The sequence below is a fragment of the Affinundibacterium macrobrachii genome, from assembly GCF_014652415.1.
Taxonomy (GTDB): domain Bacteria; phylum Pseudomonadota; class Gammaproteobacteria; order Burkholderiales; family Burkholderiaceae_D; genus Undibacterium; species Undibacterium macrobrachii.
Map to the genome: position 1 here is coordinate 66,986 of NZ_BMYT01000002.1, position 18,942 is coordinate 85,927.

19 protein-coding genes are annotated in these 18,942 nt (G+C 46.2%); 8 read left to right on the forward strand and 11 right to left on the reverse strand.

Annotation, left to right across the window (positions count from 1 at the left end):
- Positions 1-22 precede the first annotated feature (22 nt).
- The 4 genes from IE103_RS06145 (at position 23) to IE103_RS06160 (ending at position 3,059) form a co-directional block, all read left to right on the forward strand.
- On the forward strand, positions 23-1,669 hold the full coding sequence (locus IE103_RS06145) for a M28 family peptidase (RefSeq protein WP_189345179.1): 1,647 nt from the start codon (positions 23-25) through the stop codon (positions 1,667-1,669).
- A gap of 136 nt (positions 1,670-1,805) precedes the next feature.
- A complete protein-coding gene (locus IE103_RS06150; protein WP_189345180.1) occupies positions 1,806-2,219 on the forward strand; it encodes a hypothetical protein in 414 nt (137 codons plus the stop codon).
- 163 nt (positions 2,220-2,382) lie between these two features.
- Positions 2,383-2,640: a type II toxin-antitoxin system Phd/YefM family antitoxin gene (locus IE103_RS06155; RefSeq protein ID WP_189345181.1), complete on the forward strand. Its 258-nt coding sequence runs from the start codon at positions 2,383-2,385 to the stop codon at positions 2,638-2,640.
- Between the two features lie 5 nt (positions 2,641-2,645).
- Positions 2,646-3,059 (forward strand): type II toxin-antitoxin system VapC family toxin, encoded by a 414-nt coding sequence (locus IE103_RS06160; protein WP_189345182.1) that lies wholly within the window; start codon positions 2,646-2,648, stop codon positions 3,057-3,059.
- A 182-nt stretch (positions 3,060-3,241) separates the two neighbouring features.
- Here the strand turns inward: IE103_RS06160 and IE103_RS18530 are convergent, their stop codons facing one another.
- From IE103_RS18530 to creB, 5 genes are all read right to left on the reverse strand, one after another.
- Positions 3,242-3,370 (reverse strand): hypothetical protein, encoded by a 129-nt coding sequence (locus IE103_RS18530; protein WP_268248950.1) that lies wholly within the window; start codon positions 3,368-3,370, stop codon positions 3,242-3,244.
- 313 nt (positions 3,371-3,683) lie between these two features.
- Positions 3,684-4,190, reverse strand: coding sequence for a DUF4184 family protein (locus tag IE103_RS06165; protein ID WP_189345183.1), 507 nt, complete (start codon positions 4,188-4,190; stop codon positions 3,684-3,686).
- A 389-nt stretch (positions 4,191-4,579) separates the two neighbouring features.
- Entirely contained in the window at positions 4,580-5,050 is a 471-nt protein-coding gene (locus IE103_RS06170) for a TFIIB-type zinc ribbon-containing protein (RefSeq protein ID WP_189345184.1), read from the reverse strand.
- A gap of 212 nt (positions 5,051-5,262) precedes the next feature.
- Positions 5,263-6,708, reverse strand: a complete 1,446-nt coding sequence (gene creC / locus IE103_RS06175) for a two-component system sensor histidine kinase CreC (RefSeq protein WP_189345185.1) — start codon at positions 6,706-6,708, stop codon at positions 5,263-5,265.
- Between the two features lie 8 nt (positions 6,709-6,716).
- Positions 6,717-7,427 (reverse strand): two-component system response regulator CreB, encoded by a 711-nt coding sequence (creB, locus tag IE103_RS06180; protein ID WP_308426974.1) that lies wholly within the window; start codon positions 7,425-7,427, stop codon positions 6,717-6,719.
- 166 nt (positions 7,428-7,593) lie between these two features.
- On the opposite strand from creB, the gene IE103_RS06185 reads away from it, so the two are divergent.
- Positions 7,594-8,223, forward strand: coding sequence for a hypothetical protein (locus IE103_RS06185; RefSeq protein WP_189345186.1), 630 nt, complete (start codon positions 7,594-7,596; stop codon positions 8,221-8,223).
- Positions 8,224-8,238: 15 nt separating this feature from the next.
- Here the strand turns inward: IE103_RS06185 and IE103_RS06190 are convergent, their stop codons facing one another.
- A complete protein-coding gene (locus IE103_RS06190; protein ID WP_229827132.1) occupies positions 8,239-9,429 on the reverse strand; it encodes a serine hydrolase domain-containing protein in 1,191 nt (396 codons plus the stop codon).
- A gap of 80 nt (positions 9,430-9,509) precedes the next feature.
- Between IE103_RS06190 and IE103_RS06195 the strand changes: the two genes are divergently transcribed.
- Positions 9,510-10,850, forward strand: coding sequence for a glycerate kinase type-2 family protein (locus tag IE103_RS06195; protein WP_189345187.1), 1,341 nt, complete (start codon positions 9,510-9,512; stop codon positions 10,848-10,850).
- 105 nt (positions 10,851-10,955) lie between these two features.
- Here the strand turns inward: IE103_RS06195 and IE103_RS06200 are convergent, their stop codons facing one another.
- Both IE103_RS06200 and IE103_RS06205 read right to left on the reverse strand, forming a co-directional pair.
- On the reverse strand, positions 10,956-11,699 hold the full coding sequence (locus IE103_RS06200; protein WP_189345188.1) for a tetratricopeptide repeat protein: 744 nt from the start codon (positions 11,697-11,699) through the stop codon (positions 10,956-10,958).
- Between the two features lie 29 nt (positions 11,700-11,728).
- Complete coding sequence (locus IE103_RS06205) at positions 11,729-12,094, reverse strand: VOC family protein (RefSeq protein ID WP_189345189.1); 366 nt, start codon at positions 12,092-12,094, stop codon at positions 11,729-11,731.
- A gap of 216 nt (positions 12,095-12,310) precedes the next feature.
- Here IE103_RS06205 and IE103_RS06210 point away from each other — a divergent pair, with 216 nt between their 5' ends.
- Positions 12,311-12,907, forward strand: coding sequence for a methyl-accepting chemotaxis protein (locus IE103_RS06210; protein WP_189345190.1), 597 nt, complete (start codon positions 12,311-12,313; stop codon positions 12,905-12,907).
- A 52-nt stretch (positions 12,908-12,959) separates the two neighbouring features.
- Positions 12,960-13,706, forward strand: coding sequence for an oxygen-binding di-iron domain-containing protein (locus tag IE103_RS06215; protein WP_189345191.1), 747 nt, complete (start codon positions 12,960-12,962; stop codon positions 13,704-13,706).
- 113 nt (positions 13,707-13,819) lie between these two features.
- Here the strand turns inward: IE103_RS06215 and IE103_RS06220 are convergent, their stop codons facing one another.
- The 3 genes from IE103_RS06220 to IE103_RS06230 form a co-directional block, all read right to left on the reverse strand.
- On the reverse strand, positions 13,820-14,587 hold the full coding sequence (locus IE103_RS06220; RefSeq protein ID WP_189345192.1) for a class II glutamine amidotransferase: 768 nt from the start codon (positions 14,585-14,587) through the stop codon (positions 13,820-13,822).
- A gap of 224 nt (positions 14,588-14,811) precedes the next feature.
- Positions 14,812-16,425 (reverse strand): M20/M25/M40 family metallo-hydrolase, encoded by a 1,614-nt coding sequence (locus tag IE103_RS06225; RefSeq protein WP_189345193.1) that lies wholly within the window; start codon positions 16,423-16,425, stop codon positions 14,812-14,814.
- A 208-nt stretch (positions 16,426-16,633) separates the two neighbouring features.
- Positions 16,634-18,781: a TonB-dependent receptor gene (locus IE103_RS06230; protein ID WP_189345194.1), complete on the reverse strand. Its 2,148-nt coding sequence runs from the start codon at positions 18,779-18,781 to the stop codon at positions 16,634-16,636.
- Positions 18,782-18,942 lie beyond the last annotated feature (161 nt).

An 18,942-nucleotide genomic window follows, 5' to 3' on the forward strand; every position in this document is an offset into this window, starting at 1 on the left:
CAGAAAAACCATTAGGAGAATCATGAAAAATATTTTATTACCAAGCGCAATTGCGCTCAGTTTGGCGCTCGCATTCCCAATTCACAGTGCCCATGCTGCCAACACCAAAAAAGCAAGTGCAGTAGCATCGCATGTAGCAAAAGTTGAAGAAGCGCCATTACGTGCACACTTGGCACTCTTGTCATCGGATAGTTTTGAAGGACGTGGTACCGGTCAACGCGGTGGCGATTTAACGGTGCAATACTTAGAGAGCCAATCAATGGCACTCGGTTTGAAGCCAGCAAATGGCAATAGCTATCGTCAGTTAGTCAAAATCGCTGGCGTAAAAGCGCTGCCAGAACAAAGCTCTGTGCAACTGGTCGCTGGTGACAAAGCCTTGGCGATTGAGTTTGGTAAAGACTGGGTATGGGCTCCAGGCGATGCCAAACCAGAACATCAATTTGATACCGAACTCGTATTTGTTGGCTATGGCATCTCTGCCCCAGAAGAAAAATGGGATGACTACAAAGGTCAAGACGTCAAAGGCAAAATTTTGGTGATGATGGTCAACGATCCACAGCCAACTGCTGAAGACAGTAAACGCTTCGGCGGCAAAGCGCTAACTTACTATGGCCGCTGGACTTACAAATATGAAGAAGCAGTACGTCGTGGCGCGGCTGGTGTTTTATTAATTCACACCGATGCATCGGCAAGCTATGGTTGGTCGGTCGTACAAAATGGCGGCACTGCAGAAAAGTTCCAGTTACAAGGTGCGGCTTTGGGTAGCAGCATTCAAGGCTGGATTAGCAACCAAACAGCGCAACAATTATTTGCGGGCGCAGGTCAAGATTTAGAAAAAATGCGCGCCGCAGCGGAACGTAGCGATTTCAAACCAGTGACTTTAGCGGCTAAATTGAAAGGCACGGCAAAAGCCGACATTCGCACCGTCGATCAATACAATGTTGCCGCTGTCGTACCTGGTACTGATCCAAAATTAAAAGATGAAGTCGTGATTTACAGCGCGCACTGGGATCATCTCGGCAAGCAAGGTACAAGCGGCGATACCATCTACAACGGCGCAGTCGACAATGCATCCGGCACTGCGGGATTATTGGCAATGGCGAAAGCCGCGATGCAATCACCAGCGAAACGCAGTCAAATGTTCTTATGGGTAGCTGCAGAAGAGCAAGGCTTATTGGGCAGTGCTTTATATGCAGCACAACCCTTATGGCCTTTAGATAAAACCGCTGCCAATTTGAATTTAGACAGCTTGAACTTTATCGGCGAAACCCGCGACATCAGCACACGCGGCAGTGAACGCACCGAACTTGGCGCGATTGCAGAGAAAGTGGCTAAATCGATGCAATTGAGTATTTCACCAAGCGAACCAGATTTGGCTGGTGGTTATTTCCGCAGTGACCATTTCAGCTTTGCGAAAGCTGGCGTGCCAGCGTTTTCGATCGGTGGCGGTAAAGACTACATCAAAGATCCAGAAGGCGCTAAAGAAAAAGCTAAGGCTTATAGCAAACGCTACCATCAAGCAGCGGATGAATATGATCCAAGCTGGGATTTATCGGGTATGGTGCAACAAGCACAATTCACTTTGAACCTAGGTCGCGCTGTTGGTGATGCCGCCAAGATGCCCGCATGGAAAGCCGGCGATCCATTAGGTAAAGCACGCGCCAAGTAATTGCTAGCCATCAAAAAGCATGAGGCTTCGCCGCCTCATGCTTTCTTTTTTTATCCATCAAGCAGCAACAAATTAGTCGGCAAGAATGTTAGCAATTAGGTCGACAAATTAGTCGGCAAAAAAAGCAGGAAGTCTCATGTCAAGCACCAGCTCACGTCCTAGCGAACGTGTACTCTTACAACGCGTTAGAAATCAATTAATCGATTACTTAGAAATCGCCGCCTCATTCCAAGCGCAGCACGATTTTCAAGCGCAAGCACCACAAACCCACGTCGCCACAGAAGTACTAGAACAATGGGCAGACTGGGTTAGCCCGAATTGGCAACAAGAACTAAAAGCACCCACGTTTTCAGAAGCAGAAAGAAACGCCATCACGCAGTTTCAATTAATCTGGCAAGACACCGACAACAAACTCGTGCGCCCACTACCCGCGCTCGACTACATACAACTAGCACCAGCATGGCAGCAGTTAAGAGCGGCGGCAGAAGAATGCTTGCGCGTGTTTATGTTGCGTGGGAAGTTGTCGGATGTTGAGGAAGTTATCGAGTAAGTCGGTGCTGTACAAAGTGAAGCCCAAAACGGCTCCATACGGAAATCGGATATTACAAATACAATTTAAGCCACGCTGACCATTCCGGTAAAAACATAATTTGACAAGCACAACATTTTTTGACAGACTAGTTATCTAACTAGTTTGACTTATGGTGAAAATCATGCATACGTGGGCCGTACAAGATGCTAAAGCCAGATTTAGCGAATTTCTAGATGCCTGTCTTGCTGAAGGACCGCAAATGGTCACTAAGCGCGGCGCAGAGGCAGCGGTATTGGTACCAGTACAAGAATGGCGTCGATTACAATCCGCTGCCCGACCTTCGCTGAAACAGCTTTTACTTTCAGAATCTGCACGTGGTGAGTTGAATATTCCAGCGCGTGGCAACGCCAAGCGGCGAACTGTTGATTTAATGCGCTAACAACTATGTACTTATTAGATACCAATGTCGTTTCTGAATTGCGTAAGCCGCGACCACATGGCGCTGTGGTGGCTTGGCTAGAATCGGTGGACGACGCAAACTTATTCTTGTCTGCGGTGACGATTGGTGAAATTCAAGCTGGCATCGAATTAACCAGAGAACAGTCGCCCGACAAGGCAACAGAAATTCAGGAGTGGCTAGAACTGTTAGCGACAGCGTACAACGTCTTACCGATGGATGCGATCACGTTTCGTGATTGGGCGCGACTTATGCACAGAAAATCCAATACGCTGTATGAAGACGCGATGATTGCTGCGACTGCAAGAGTGAACAACTTGATTGTAGTAACGAGAAATGTCGCTGATTTTAAAACGCTTGGCGTTCAAGTTTTTAATCCATTCTCGAAGACCACAAGATAAAAACTAGCCACTCAAACTTGGTGCAACTCAATAATTTCGTATTACGTGAAATCAGGAATTCAACGCGAGACTTGTAAAGCATCCATAAAGAGTAAGATTCTCTGCAAACCAATGATTACAAGATCGGATTAGCATCCAAATGCATCGAACAAGTCTCGCTCTATTTTTTCAAATGACAGCGATCAAGGCTGCGATGCTGAGTCATTGTCTTTCTTCTTTTTCTTATTCGACATCGCTAAGAATACACAAAAGAAGGTAACCATTAAACCGATTGCTGCGGCGCCTAAGGCGATAAAAGTTGCATTCGACAAGTTGACATCTCCGTAGTTGTAAAAGTCTTGGTTCTACCCAGTCTTGCTGCGAAAGCGTAACAAACAAAGACCGATGTTGATGAAGGTATTGTTGATGAATATTTTGGTTTTATGATCAAGCTAGAAAAAAGCTAATTCATAAGGAACAATTCTTCCACAACTCTGATTGAGGAAGCAAGCCGAGTGAACCCGAAAGAGACCTAAGCGTGGTTGATAAGACATCACAATGTGGTATCAACACACAATGCAAAGGTCGATGCATTAATGCGCAATGGCGGCACACACAGCTACACCATCGACAAATCAAAACAGCTTAACGTGATGCTGTTATCTCATCGTTGATCAGCTTTCGAACCACGAGGATGAATAAAGCCACGACACCAGCGCCAAAGCAAATCCAATGTAAGGTCGACAGAGAAACAATACGCAACAAAGGATTGATATCGCTAAAAGGCGCAAACGGTGTGATATCCATATGCATGATGCTGTCGAACACGATATGCGAATAGGTGCCGATGATCGCACCGAAGGCAACTTGTTTAAGCTGCAAACCCTGCCACTCAAAAAGATTGGGCAACCAAAAGCGTCGCGCAAACGCACGACATCCAAGAAAGAGTAAGAGCGTCGCCAACGCAACCAAAGTCGCCCCGATATAAGTGTGAAAAAATTGATGCAAGCGATCATGACGCGTAATCATGAAATACAAAGGCTCAACATCGACCATCACGTTAGCCGCACAAAAAGCAAGAAAACTCACCTGCTTAGGTGCCATCGCGTGAATCACGGCGCCGGGACCGAAATGGAATGGTGTAAATGGCATAGAGCTTGTTGATGGGTTTGGAATTAGAGACCTGCCTAATAGTCAGAATGTTCTACGAATCCGATTTGGCGTCAACTATGAAATCAGAAGTACCATCAAAAATAAGTACTTCAATTTTTCGAATGTGAATCTAAACCGATACGTTGTAATACAAGTTCAAATGCGGAATAAATCTTTCGCTAGGTAGAAATTGGCAAGCACGCAACAATTTTATGAAGCTCAAATTAGTGTTAAAAACTACCTAAGAGACAACAATTCCTCGAATATTCAGATTACAGAAATACGTCATGTAAAGGCATGCCCCAATTTTTCACAAATTTATTTGTACAGTCGCAATGACCGGAGGGAGCGCCTTGACCATAGCATTTGGCATCGTAGGTGGTAATTGACTAGACATCTGGAATCAAACTACAAATATCGGCAACCAACTCAACAATATCACCGAGGCCTGAAATGTCCGAAGTTGGCGCGGGGTTCGATATAGATAACGTGCCCAAGCCCCCACTTGCTTTTAGCGGATCTGATTTATGAGGGAAGCCAAGATACGCAATAAGCTTGTCATACTCACCGCGATCGAGCCAAACACCAAAGCATTTTGAGCAAATATCGATCTCAACGCCTTTAAACAGAAGCGATATCATTTGACTTTCATCTTTCGGGCAAGCTACTTTAGCCTGTTGTTGTGCAGATTTCTTGATGCCTTTGGATTTTTCCTTATGTATCTCGAGAGCGGCTTTGGCGCGGACTTCACGGAAGAAATCACCGGGTACGAAAGTACCAGAACACGTCCCACATTGGTGAACGACATAATTGCCAATGGGTATTGGATTTAACGTCGATTGGTCAAGCGCGCAATACATTTGTGAGGACTAAAGTAATTTAATTTTCGTTTTGAAAAGATAACCGAACACCTAAAAAAAGACAATTTGTTTCAACTCGTTCGAAACCCGCACAGCGCTTAACTGAGTTTAGTTATACCTAATAAAAATCAGACTTAAGAAAATCAACAAATAGTGCAATTTCTTTCTTCATTTGGCAAACTCAAAAAATCAAAGAACCATCAACTATCCACTCACCCCAAACCCAAGCGCACTTCAACCCGAACACCACCTTCTGCCAAGTTCTGCAAACGCACCTCACCGCCATGCAAACTAATCACCTCGCGCACAAACGGCAATCCTAGTCCAGTGCTCTTTGCGGCATCCGCTCTAGGTAAGGAATAAAAGCGATCAAAAATTTTATCGATAGCATAGTCGGGAATGCCGCTGCCTTGGTCGTCGATGAATAAAGTGAAGTGTGTGTCATCGACTTGTTGATGCAAACGAATTGCCGCGCCATTTGGGCTAAACGCGATCGCGTTGTCGATGAGATTGCCGATTGCTTGGCGTAGCAAGAGTGGATCGCCTTGTATAGTTTGTGTTTGTGCTTGTACATCGAATTGTATGCGCAAATTTTTGCGGGCGATGGCGTCACTAAAATCGATTAGCACTTGGTCGAGTAAATCGACGATGTTGATGTTGGTGATTTGGCTGAGCCGCTGTTGCTTCTCGACTTTAATCAATTCTAGAAGTTTGTCGATCAGTTGTTTCTGGCGCTGGTTTTGCTCGATGATATTGTTGAGAAATTTGCTGCGTTCGGCTTCTGGCGGATCTTCACTGAGTAATTCTGCCGAGCCTTGAATGGCGGCAATCGGACTTTTGAGTTCGTGCGCTAGTGTGTGCATTAGGGTTTCTACATATTGTTTTCCTTCTAGCTTATGCCGCATGCTTTCTAGCGCGCGGCCGAGTTCGCCGATCTCGTTATTGCCGAGTTTTGGCAAGCTGACTTTATCATCGCGTTCTACTGCTTGTGCGTAATTGCGTAACTTTTGCAATGAGCGATTCAGCCACCATGAAATTCCTATGCCTATCATCAACGAGGCGAGCAAAATCCAAAAACTGCGCTGCAAGATTTTTTGCTGGCTACGTTCGATGAAGGGGCCGATAGTGGAAGTGGCTTTGGCGACCGTCAACACCCCGATGATTTTTCTGGCTTGTCCGCTTTGGTTGTTATCAAGTATCGGTGCGGCGACATGCATGACCGAGCTGTTTTCATCATTCGGATCGGTGCGAGTGCTACGCGCGCCATATTGACCTCGCAGCGTCAGATACACGTCGTTCCAACGCGCATAACTTTTACCCACGTCTTTTTGCTCGGTATCAAAAATCACGATCCCTTTGGCATCGGTAATATAGATGCGGTAATCAAGACTGGCTTTGCGCACGCCACTGATCTCGACATCAACACTGCGATCCGCATAATTTTGCATACGCTGTAGCAACGCTAGATGTTGGATGTCGCCATTCTTGACATCTTCTGCCACCAGTTGTGCGAGTAATTGCGCGGTATCGACCAAAGTGTCTTCTAAAGTGGCACGCACACCGGGGCGCACTTCGGCGACGAATACATTCAATACAAACCAGGCTGCCAAGCCTAGAATCAGGAAGTAACTCAGTAAAATTCTTAGGCCGATTTTCATAGCAGTGATTAAGCTAGCGTAATGCTATATCCCATGCCGCGATGGGTTTGGATTGGGTCGTCTTGATCATTGATCAGTTTGAGCTTGGCGCGAATTGATTTGATATGCGTATCGACCGTTCTATCCATGGTGTTGGCGGCATGTGTCCAAACCAAATCCATCAATTGCGCACGCGAGAACAATACATTCGGTCTTTCGATCAAAGTTTTGAGCAAAAGATATTCGTAACGGGTTAAGGTTAAGCAGTTTCCATAATAAAAAATCCGCGCTTCATCTGCGCGTAATTCAAATCGTTCTGGCACTTGATCAATTGGCGCTTGACCAATTAGTGCTTCCACCGTTGCTGGCAATAACTGACGACGCAATACCGCACGTACTCTTGCGACTAGTTCGCGCGGTGAAAAGGGTTTCGTTACATAGTCATCGGCACCAATTTCTAAACCGACGATGCGATCAATTTCGTCGCCACGCGCGGTTAAAAAAATCACTGGCGTTTGGCAAAATTGGCGTAAGCGACGGCAAACTTCAAACCCGTTTAAATCTGGCAAACCGACATCCAATACAATCAAGGCGATTTTGCTCTGATCGGTTTGCAATAAATCCAAGGCAGCTTGCCCTAAGCTCAGGTGTAGCGGCGTGAAGCCATCTGTCGCCAGTGCGTAACATAGATTTTGCGCAATCGCGACTTCATCTTCGACAATCAAAATAGTTTGCGACATAATCTTAGTAAATTTATTCAGTAAAAATAGTAGGTATTATCTTGGCAAATGGTAGCAGATACGCAGGCAATCAAGGTAGGCTAATTCTGCGCTACATAGCTATAAAACCTGGCTATAAAACATGGCTATAAAAATTGCCGAAGATCCGCATTAATAAGGACCCAGTATGTCACAAGTTGTTCGCGTTGCCATTGGTGAAAATTTTCCTGAGATTCAATGGCCAGCCTGTTGCCCCGAATGTGGCACCACCAAATCGCTGATTCGCAATACCAGCCGCTTGGGCAAAGTGAAATCGATACGCCCCAATTTGCAAGGTGGCTTAACTATGAAAAGCGAGGTCATGTATTTGAATTATTGGATTTGTCCACAGCATGCCGCCGAGACCCGATGGGCAAATCGCCTACTAGAGAAAAGCCCTGTCATGCACTTGATTCGCTTCATTTTTTACGTGGGCGTGGTGTTTGCGATTGGGCTAATTTTTGGTCCGCGTCGTCTAGAAACTTTTCCAGACTTGGGGCCTTTATTAGCCTTACCGCTGATTGGCATACTGGGCGTTGCCAGTTTGATCTGGGCAAGAATCGCAACCAGTTTGTGGCCGATTCGATTTGATCCTGATCAAGACGTGATTGAAATCCAATTTCGACAAGCGCCTTACGCCACCCGCTTCCGCGTGATGAATCGAGAAGCGACCAGCACACAAAATACTGAAGAAACGCCATGGTACAAACGTGCGCTGTTGTGGAAAGTGATCGTCATCGTGCTGTTTATTATGTTCATGGCACGCTTGATGAAGTAACTTTTAACTTTTGACCTACTTCAGCATCGCCGCATAAGCGAGTTTTTTGAATTCAAACGAGTAAGGATGCCAAAACGCCATTTGGCGCTGCGTCATCAGTAAGCCAGCGATATTGTGACGTGGCGAAATCCACCAATGCGTACCTGCGATACCGCCCCACTCAAACTCACCTTCTGCATCTGCCGGATCATTTTCACCTGGACGCAAAGTCACTGCTCCGCCTAAACCAAAGCCTTTGCCCGGAACATCACCAACACCGGGGAAAGCGATGCCCCAACCTGCTGGCAGATGATTCTGCATCATCAATCGTATCGACTCTGGCCTTAGTACCGCATGACCACCAGGTAAAAAACTGCGCATCAGTGCCAACATATCGTGCATACTAGAGACCAAACCGCCACCGCCAGAAAAGCGTGGAATCGGTTTCAAAAAGGCTTCTGGATACGGTGATTTTTCTAAGCGTTTGAGATCGCGATTTAAGACGTTCATAGGATCGGTGCCGGCATAGTAAGCGGTTAAGCGTTCATGCTTATGCGGCGGCACCCAGAAACTAGTGTCGTTCATACCTAAGCGCGACAAAATATGTGCGTGCAAATACACATCAAAATTGTCGCCGCTAACGACTTCGACTAAGCGTGATAAAACGTCAGTGGCAATCGAATATTCCCAACGCTCGCCCGGATGAAAGCTGAGTGGCAATTCTTCGAGGATGTTGATGAGTTCGGATAAAGGTTCAAACGCGTTTAGAACCTTACGCTCGACGTAAGCTTTATAAATCGTACTACCGTGATCGAGCAAACCATAGCTGAGGCCAGAAGTATGGGTCAACAATTGGCGCACGGTGATCGCAGAGCGCGCGGCCTCGGTTTGACTGATATCGGTCGCACCGGGAATTAAGACTTGGCGTTGACCGAGTTGTGGCATGTAGATTTCTACTGGATCATCCAAGCCCAATTTGCCTTGTTCGATTAACTGCATAATCGCCATCGAAGTCAGCAATTTGGTATTGGAAAATACGCGGAATAAGTGATCGTGACGCAAAGGAATTTGGTTTTCGATATCGGCCCAACCCGCAGCATGGAAATGCACCAAATCTTGCCCCGACAAAATCGCTGATGACACGCCAGATAAAATCTTTCGATCAACATAGGTTTGCATTGCTGGCGCAATCGCGCTGAAATCGTAGTGGCTGGGGGTGATGATCATGGAAAAATTCGCTGAAAAATTTCGCGATAGGAGCGGAAAGCTGGTATTTTAGCTGCTCAAGGACACACTTCCAAATCAAGATGACAAACTGGAATCAAGCACAAGCCGATACACAAGCACCTGCATTTTTACGCGATTTATTTGCAGTCGCTCTTGCGGCAGTTGATCCACGCCATTGCTTGCCACCACATCTACCGCCGTTTCCAGCAAGTGGACGGTGTGTTGTGGTCGGTGCTGGCAAAGCAGCGGCATCAATGGCACAAGCTGTAGAACAGCATTGGTTTGCGTCGGATTTCGATGCAACTACAAATGACGTAGCACGTTTTAGTGGCATGGTGATTGTGCCGCATGGCTATCGTTTGCCATGCAAGTACATACAAGTTCGCGAAGCGGCGCATCCCGTGCCTGACGAGGCAGGCTACCAGGCAGCATGCGATTTACTCGATTCGGTAAGTAATCTCAGTGCAGACGACACGGTAATTTGCTTATTATCTGGCGGCGGTTCTTCGCTGATGAGCTTGCCAGCTGCAGGCATCAGTCTGGCGGAAAAACAAACCATTAATCGTGCACTACTGCGTAGCGGTGCGCGCATACACGAAATCAATTGCGTCCGTAAGCATTTATCAGCGATCAAAGGTGGGCGCTTAGCCTTGGCGTGTGCGCCTGCCAAGGTCTTGACCTACATCATCTCGGATGTGGCGGGCGACGATCCCAGCATTATCGCCAGCGGACCAAGCTTGGCTGATGCCAGTACCCGTTTTGATGCTCTAGAAATTTTGCAGCGCTATGCGATTCCAACTTCAGCAACTGTTCTCGCACATTTGCAACAAGTCTCATCAGAAACGCCAAAACCAAATCACGCGGGATTCGTTCAAACCCACGTTCAAATAATTGCGAACGCGCAAATGGCCTTGCAAGCAGCCGCGAATTTCGCGCAATCAAAAGCTATCTGCGTACAGATCTTATCGGATCGTTTAGAGGGTGAAGCGCGTGAGCTTGGGCACGCGCATGCCTTGATGTCGACTGCTAGTGCGACGACACTGGCGACAGATATTTTCCATCAACAGCAAAGACAAGCACATTTGCTGTTATCTGGTGGCGAGACAACAGTCACGGTGAAAGGTAATGGACGCGGAGGTCGCAATTCTGAATATCTATTAGGACTCTGCCAAAGTCTCCAAGGCCATGCAGGCATCTATGCACTAGCAGCAGATACCGATGGTCGTGATGGCAGCGAACACAACGCTGGCGCTTGGTGTACACCCGATAGCTTACAACGCGCAAACGCCTTGTCGATTTCTGCCGATGCCTGTTTAGCGAACAACGATGCATACAGCTTCTTCGCAGCCTTAGACAACGTATTAGAAACCGGACCGACCTACAATAATGTGAATGATTTTCGGGCGATTTTGATTGTGTGATGTAAAACCATCGCCTCGCTTTCTTCTCACTGATTTTTCTATTCAATGCAAATCGGATTGAAGCAACTGCAAAACTGATGTTTTGCTTTCTGCATTTTTTCTCATTTAATCGAATGAACTTAGTAGCGCCCGCGTTACCCCCACTCCTGCATGCGCTTGCAGACTCAATGGCGTTTTACCCGTTAACCACGATGCACGAAATGCCTCAGCTTCTGTCTTTTGCTCTGCACTTAGTTTTGCTTCCAATTGGGCGATATGCGCGAGTAATTCCTTGGTCGGCTCTGGCGCCATTGATTTGAGCAATACTGCCAGCGCATAACTTCTCACCAAATCTGGTGCAGGTGATGCGGGGTTTGAATAATAATTCGCCAGATAGGCGGTTGCAGCTACGTTGCCTTGGCGAGAAGCGCGTTCCCACCAAATGAGCGCATTTTGAATATCGCGCTTCTTGCCGTAGTAAATACCGACATCGTGCTGCGCCAAATCATAGCCAGCTTCCGCCGCACGAAGTTTAAACTTCAAAGCCTCAACTTCATTGACAGGAACCGTGCCGGGAAATTGGCCAGCGAGATAACAACCCACTTTATACGCTGCAAGTTGGTTTCCTAATTCTGCAGATTCAGAAAATAATTGGAATGCTCTTTTAGTGTCTTGCGGCGTGCCTATGCCATTGTTCAAAAACATACCGAGATGATATTTAATCTCCGCATTGCCATTCGATGCCAATTCAGACAGTCGTTTGAAAATCGCTTCATTCGATCGATCATCGGCACTGACCGGATTAAAAAGATGGATGACGACGAAACCAGCTGCGATGAAGAATTTGCTAAGCGATTTAGTGAAATACATGCATTTCCTAAAAAAAGTGAATATTTATATCAAGTTAAATCTTGCCCAAACATGATGCGATGACCGTCAACCGTCTTCAGCCCAAATTCACGCATGCCCCAGACTTCGTCGCGAATTGTTTTAATGAAGCTGACACCTCGCTCATGAAACTCTTGGTAGAGACTGCTCGCATCATTGACTTCGATGTAGGCAAAATAAGAGTGATCGCCAATCTGCGCGGCAGGCTTTTCGTCTATGCATTCCCCTAGCATCAAGACCACATTGTCTCGCTCAAGAAATGTCCAACCAGGATATTCGTTGAGCAAATGAAAGCCCAGCGACTTCATGTAGAAATCTTTGGACACAGCCAGATTTTGTACTGCTAAAACATATCGCGGGGCGAATAAATTTTTCATACTGCTCCTATGCAGGCTATATCGATTTCTTGGGTGACGCGACTGATTTAAGCAACGAGTCTCATGCGTCAAAGCAATTTACGCGCGATTCACAACACTTATTCCAAACACGATGCAAATCAAAATCCAACATTCTTGCCGTGATTGACCAAAATCATGGTATTTTTTGTTAAATACCTCTACAAGTTAAGCATTCTAAAGCGATTGGAGTTACTTGTGACTAAGTTAACACAGCCAAGATCAGAATTGTTTTTATCGGTATCGATTAACGAGGGCTTAAAACAAGTCGTCGAGATTTCGCACCAAATCAATTTGGTCGCGCTCAATGCTATTTTGGTTGCCAAGCGCGCAGGAACGCAATCGGCGGGATTCAAAGTAGTCGCCATGGAACTGCGCCTGTTCAGCCAAAAGATGGAAGAAAGCATGGCGCGCTTGAGCGACATGATTTTTCAGTTAGTGCATCGCATTGCTGCTTTGCGTAAATTAGAAAAAAATTTACGTTCTCTCGATATTACGCTACACAAATTAGCGAACGATAATCCGCAAATGCAAGCCGCGTTTGCCGACAAACAAGAAGCCTATCAAGGCTTAAAGTCGGCTACCAACGCTGAGTGGGAATGCTTGGAAAAAGAAATCCGACGTTCATTAAATCTATGTAGCGCTGGCGCGATGCTTTCGCACAATGCGCGTATCGAAGCAGCCTATGGCGGCAGTATGTTAGCCGACATGCAGCAGGTAGCAGGACGGATTGAAGAAATGATGCATCTCGCAATTACGCATTTAAAGCAGTTAACTTATTCCGCTAGAACTTAGATCAGCAAAGAAGTAGCGCGTCGTGACTACAGTTTAGAGAAAAGAAAACCTTATGAAAAAATACCAAACGATCTTTGAACAAGGCGATCATCAATGGGCTGTCATCACGCGCGATCCGGATAAACCAGACTATTTAATTGATACCAATGAATACTTGGTGATACAAGGTGAACGAGCCATCCTAACTGACCCGGGTGGTATGGAAATTTTTCCTGAAGTTTTTTCAGCGATTAATACCGAGTTCGATGCACGTAATATCATTGCCTTGTTCGCTTCGCATCAAGATCCTGATGTCATCTCTTCACTCGCTTTGTGGCTAGATTTTAATCCGAACTTACAGTGTTACCTAAGTTGGTTGTGGAGCTCCTTCATTCCACATTTTGGTGGAAATAAATCGACCTTTGTATCGCTTCCCGATGAGGGCGCGGAAATCAACTTAGGACATTTACGTTTACAAGCTGTGCCCGCCCATTATCTGCATTCGTCAGGTAATTTTAATTTGTACGATCCTGCTGCGAAAATCTTGTTTTCTGGCGATGTCGGTGCAGCCTTGCTACCGGCCGGCGAAGATCATTTGTTCGTGCAAGATTTTGATCGCCACATTCGTCATGCCGAAGGCTTTCATCGTCGTTGGATGGGCTCAACCGAAGCCAAATTAGATTGGTGTCAGCGGGTAGCCAACATGCCAATCGATATGCTTTGCCCACAACACGGCGCGATTTATCAGGGAGCAGATGTGATGCGTTTTATCAATTGGTTTGCCGATCTGCCGATTGGTTCTGGTATTCGCCGTGGATGACGAAGCTTATCTGTTAAGCATGTAAAGGCTGCTGAATTATTATTGCAAACGCCGTCGCTTCAAACGAAAGGCGTGATGCCCTTTTTTTTATTACTGATGGAAGCGAACATTATTCAATCCAACGCACTTCCATCAACAAACACTTTCAATTCGCCTGCTTGCAAAGCCGTCCATTGCTCATTGGTAGTCAAGGGTTCAGTTACGATCACCGCAACCCGGTCTTGTGGTGTAGTGACTTGCGCAAAATCGACGGACACATCTTCATCAGATAGCGCTGCGGTATTAAATGGATGTTGGCGTTCTATGTAGTGTAACTTACTGGAGCAATAGGCGAACAAAGCACTACCGTTAGAAAGCATCATATTGAAAGTGCCATGACTGGCGATTTCTCGGCAAATCTCGCTCAGAAACGCACGTAAAGCGGGTAGTTCTGGCGCTTGCGCAGCAAAGCGTTGACGCAAACTTTGCATCAAATAACAAAATGCGCGTTCACTATCTGTACTACCAATCGGCAAGTAACTGCCATTCAGTTGCGGATGAAATTCTTTCAAATCGCCATTGTGTGCAAACACCCATTGATAACCCCAAGCCTCACGAACAAAGGGATGGCAATTTTCTAAAGCGATCACACCTTGGGTTGCCTTACGAATGTGGGCGATGACATTGGTCGATTTGATCGGATAACGCTTAATCAGTTCTGCAATCGGCGAATCAATTGCTGCTTGATGATCGACAAAATGTCGTACCCCTTTGCCTTCGAAAAAAGCAATACCCCAACCATCTTTATGTTCATCAGTACGTCCACCGCGCGTGGCAAAACCCGTGAAACTAAACACGATATCAGTCGGCGTATTGCAATTCATTCCTAATAATTGGCACATGGCTTGCGAGTTCAAATAAATTCAACAGAGCATCTACCTTAACATTGAAAATCAATCCGATAAAAGATTGAGTGGCGATTTGCTTATGCCGTGTTTGCATAGCTATTCTGCTATTCCAATCACTTAGAAAATGCCCACAAAAAAGCCAGTATGACGCGAGTTCATACTGGCTTTTTTATAGAAAAGCGCACCAATTCTATGGCGCGCTTAGGTTAATTTTTCAATTAACGTGCTGCTGGTCTTGCTGGTTCTGGTGGCATAGGCTTACGTGGGATCAACTCGTCACGGTTTGCTGTATGCGCAACAAAGTTTGCCATGACCATCGCTGCTTGCATCATGTCGCCTTTTTGGATCTTGTCAAACAAATCCATATTGCTGTGATGGGTGCGAGTGAAATAGTCCATTGGCTCTTGGATAAATTGGAAGCCAGGAACACCAACTGCATCAAAACTCACATGATCGGTGCTGCCTGTTTTACGCAGTGTCGCGGTCTTCGCGCCGAGGTCATGGAACGGTGCTAACCATGCATCAAAGATCGCTTTTGCAGCCGCATTATTTTCTGCATAGATACCACGGATTTTGCCGCCACCATTATCGAGATTGTAGTAAGCAGAAATCTTGCCGTGCAATGGTTTCAACATCAATGGGCCAGTAGGACGACGCATAAAGCTAGGCAAGTCTTTTTCTTTTGGATCGGTTGATTCAGGACGTGCAGCAACATTTTTGTTGATGAAATCACGTGAACCTAACAAACCTTGCTCTTCACCACCCCATAAAGCGATACGGATCGTGCGACGTGGTTTGAAGTTAATCGCTTTTAATAAACGTACCGCTTCCATCGCAACAGCAACACCGGCTGCATTATCAGTTGCACCAGTACCTGCATGCCATGAATCTAAGTGACCACCAAGCATGACGATTTCATCTTTTTTATCGGTACCTGGAATGTCAGCAAATACATTGATGGAATTGGCTGGGTCTTCATCACCAAAATTCACTGCCACTTCGACTTCAACTTCGACGTCTTTTTTCTTTTCGATCAAACGGAATACACGGTTGTATTGTTCGGTCGACATCACCAATGCGGATGGGCCAGTTGGCTCGCCTTGTTTGTAAGAACCGCCACCTGCAACGAAAATCGTCCCATCATCACCACGAGATACGTTGACAGTAGCAATCACGCCTTCTTCCGTTAAGTAAGGATTAATTTTTTTAGCAAAGGCCATGCGTTTTGCCAGTTCCGCCATATCTGTAGGTGGACGCGCTGGAGCACCGCCTAAATCCATGTGTTCTAGATCATGCAACTCTTGATCGGTATAACGCTTGGCATCTGGTGTCGTATGCAATTTGGTCGGGGTCATCGCATCGCGCAAAACGATCGTGCCTTTCAACTTGCCTTTCCATTTCGCTAAGTCGTCATCGTTTTCTAATTTGGCATACACCACTTTACCGCGCTTAACGCCATCGGTGCCCGGTGTCCATGCCTTTGGAATCGCCACCAGTTCTAAGTTGGATGGTGCAACCATGCGCATTGCGGCTTTTTCTAATACCCAGCTACGACCAAATGGCGCAATGCTTACCACTTGTGCATTTTGCAGACCCCACTCGGTCAACTGCGCCTTCGACCAATCACCAGCTTTTTTCAGACTTGGTGAGCCTGTTAAGCGCGGACCAATTTCATCCGTCAACACGCTTAGGGTTTCCATAATCTTGGAGCGATTGGTTCCTTCGTCACGGATTTTATTCACTAAAGCCAAATCGACTTTTTCGTCGGCTGCCAAGGCCGGTAAAGTGCTACTCACTAACAGCGAGCACACCAATAGACTGATTAAACGCATCTTATTATTCCTTATCGTGATTAATTTTATTGATTAGGATGAAACAGCTTTTCCCTCATCCAGGCAGGTTCGATAAGCAAAGTGTAAAAATGGTTCCCTTGAATAGCGAAATTCATAAAAAAAGCCTTCCGCTCCTAGATCAGAAGCGGAAGGCTGAAGTGAGGTGAAATCGTAGTGATAAATAGTTATTGAACAGCTAAAGCGTAGTTTAGTATTTGAGATGCAATCCCAAACGTACAGCACGTGGCGAACCTGGTGTAATGTTGTTATTGCTATGCGCTGCTGCGTAGTAAGTTTTGTCTGTGAGGTTTTCTACATTCAACTGCAATTGCACATGCTTATCCCAAGCGTAGTACAAAGCAGCATCGACGCGTGTGAAACCTGGCAACATCACCAAATTGTCGGTAGATGGATAAATCGCACCGCGATAAACCACACCAGCCGCGACACCCAATTGGCTGTTCAAATCATAACGATTCCAAATCGAAGCGCTGTGTGTCGGCACTTGCGCTAATTTTGCACCGGCTTTGGCAGTCGCAGATTGGGTGCGTGTAATAGTCGCGTCTTGATAAGCATAACCACCCATAATGCTCCAAGCAGAACTTAATTTACCACTGACAGCCAACTCCACGCCTTGGCTACGTTGACCATCAACCAAGATAGTTTTTGTCGAATCACTTGGGTCCGTAATCGCTACATTGCTGCGATCTAATTGATATACCGCAGCGCTCAAAGTTAGGTCTTTTGCGACATCCCATTTAGCGCCGACTTCGAGGTTCTTAAACTTCTCTGGATCGAAGGCTTGGTTAGTCACAGTGAGCGATGATAATTGTTCACCTGCGCGCGGGGCAAAAGCGAGGCTATAACTCGCGTACAAGGACATCTCCGTGATGGGCTTATAAACTAGACCAACACGTGGGGAAATCGGTGTGTCGGTGTTTTGTAATTTTTGCGCAGTGCGCTTATTGGTGAAATCGATGTCGAAGTTATCGTAACGCAATCCTAAAATAGCTTGCCATTGCGGTGAGAACTCGATTTGATCTTGCACATAGACGGCCATGTTTTTAGCGACGCTATGATTATTTGCATCAGTTGCCGATTGACGGAAAGTCACGCCTTCCGCATAAGGCTTGGTAATTGCCACGCTGATGCTGGTCGCATTAGCGCCAACCGCTGGGAAGTAGCCAGTTTGACGCAAGTTATCTGTGGTCTGTTGACCGATTTCAATACCAGTCAAAATTTTATGCTTCACACCGGCTGCGACGACATCAAAAGTCACATCCGTTTGGTTGAAGAAGTTCTTACGTTGTGTGTCTTGGTTATACGCACTAATTGCCACACTGGTTGCCGTGCTATTCACCGCACCTGGGAAAACATTTTGATAGAACTTATCGTAATCGGCGTAACGTGTGCGATTACGCAGGCTAACACCATTACCAAAATCATGATCAATGTTTGCACTCAAGGCATCCACTTTTGATGTAGTTGGACTCAGCGCAGCATTACCAAAGAACACGCTATTACCGACTACTAAGGGCTTGCCTTGGAAAGAAGGAATACCACGATCGGCAACACGTTCATCATTGAAATGTTCATAACCAAGCACCACACTGGTATTTTGTCCGGCACGGATGGCGAATGTTGGGTTAATACCGGCACGTTTAATGTTCACGCCATCGCGGAAACTGTCTGAGTTTTCAACCATGCCAGTGACACGGAATGCGAGGTCTTGATTAATTGCTTGACCCACATCGGCGGTAGCACGACGGTTGTTCCAAGAACCCAAAGTAATCGAGGCTTCACGTATCGGTGTCCATTGCGCTTGTTTGCTGACGCGATTGATGATGCCGCCTGATCCGCCGCGGCCAAATATCATCGCGTTCGAGCCTTTCAATGCTTCTACGCTTTCAATATTGTAAAAATCACGGTAGTACTGCACATCATCACGGATGCCATCGATAAAGAAATCGCTGGTTGAGGCATTGCCACGAAATACCGCAGTGTCACGATTCCCTTCGCCTTGCGCAGTCACTACACCAGGCACGTAACGGATCGCATCAGCCATGCTTTGCATCGCCTGATCTTTCATCAATTCTTTGGTGATAACGGTAATTGCTTGTGGCGTATCGCGCAACAGCGTATCGGTCTTAGTCGCAGTGCTGCTAATTTTAATCACATATTTTTGTTCTGCCACGCCAACCACCTGCACTTCTGGCAATTTGGTTTCTTGCTGCGCGTTGTTAGTGGAGCTGGTAGAAGAATTGGTAGTCGCGTTCTGGGCGAATACGGGGAAACTGATCAAAGCCAATAAAGCTGGCAAAGTCGCGAGGGCGAAACGAGGGGTAGTGCGTTGCATAACATTCTCACAAAATAATGAAATCAATTTGATGCAGACTGCCAGCCTTTTGCTGGAAAAACAGTCAAGTTCAATAGATCGACATTATAAATGCGAATTATTATCATTACCAATCAAATAGCGCAGTATCCCTTGCTAGATATCAAGAAAATGCCGGTTCA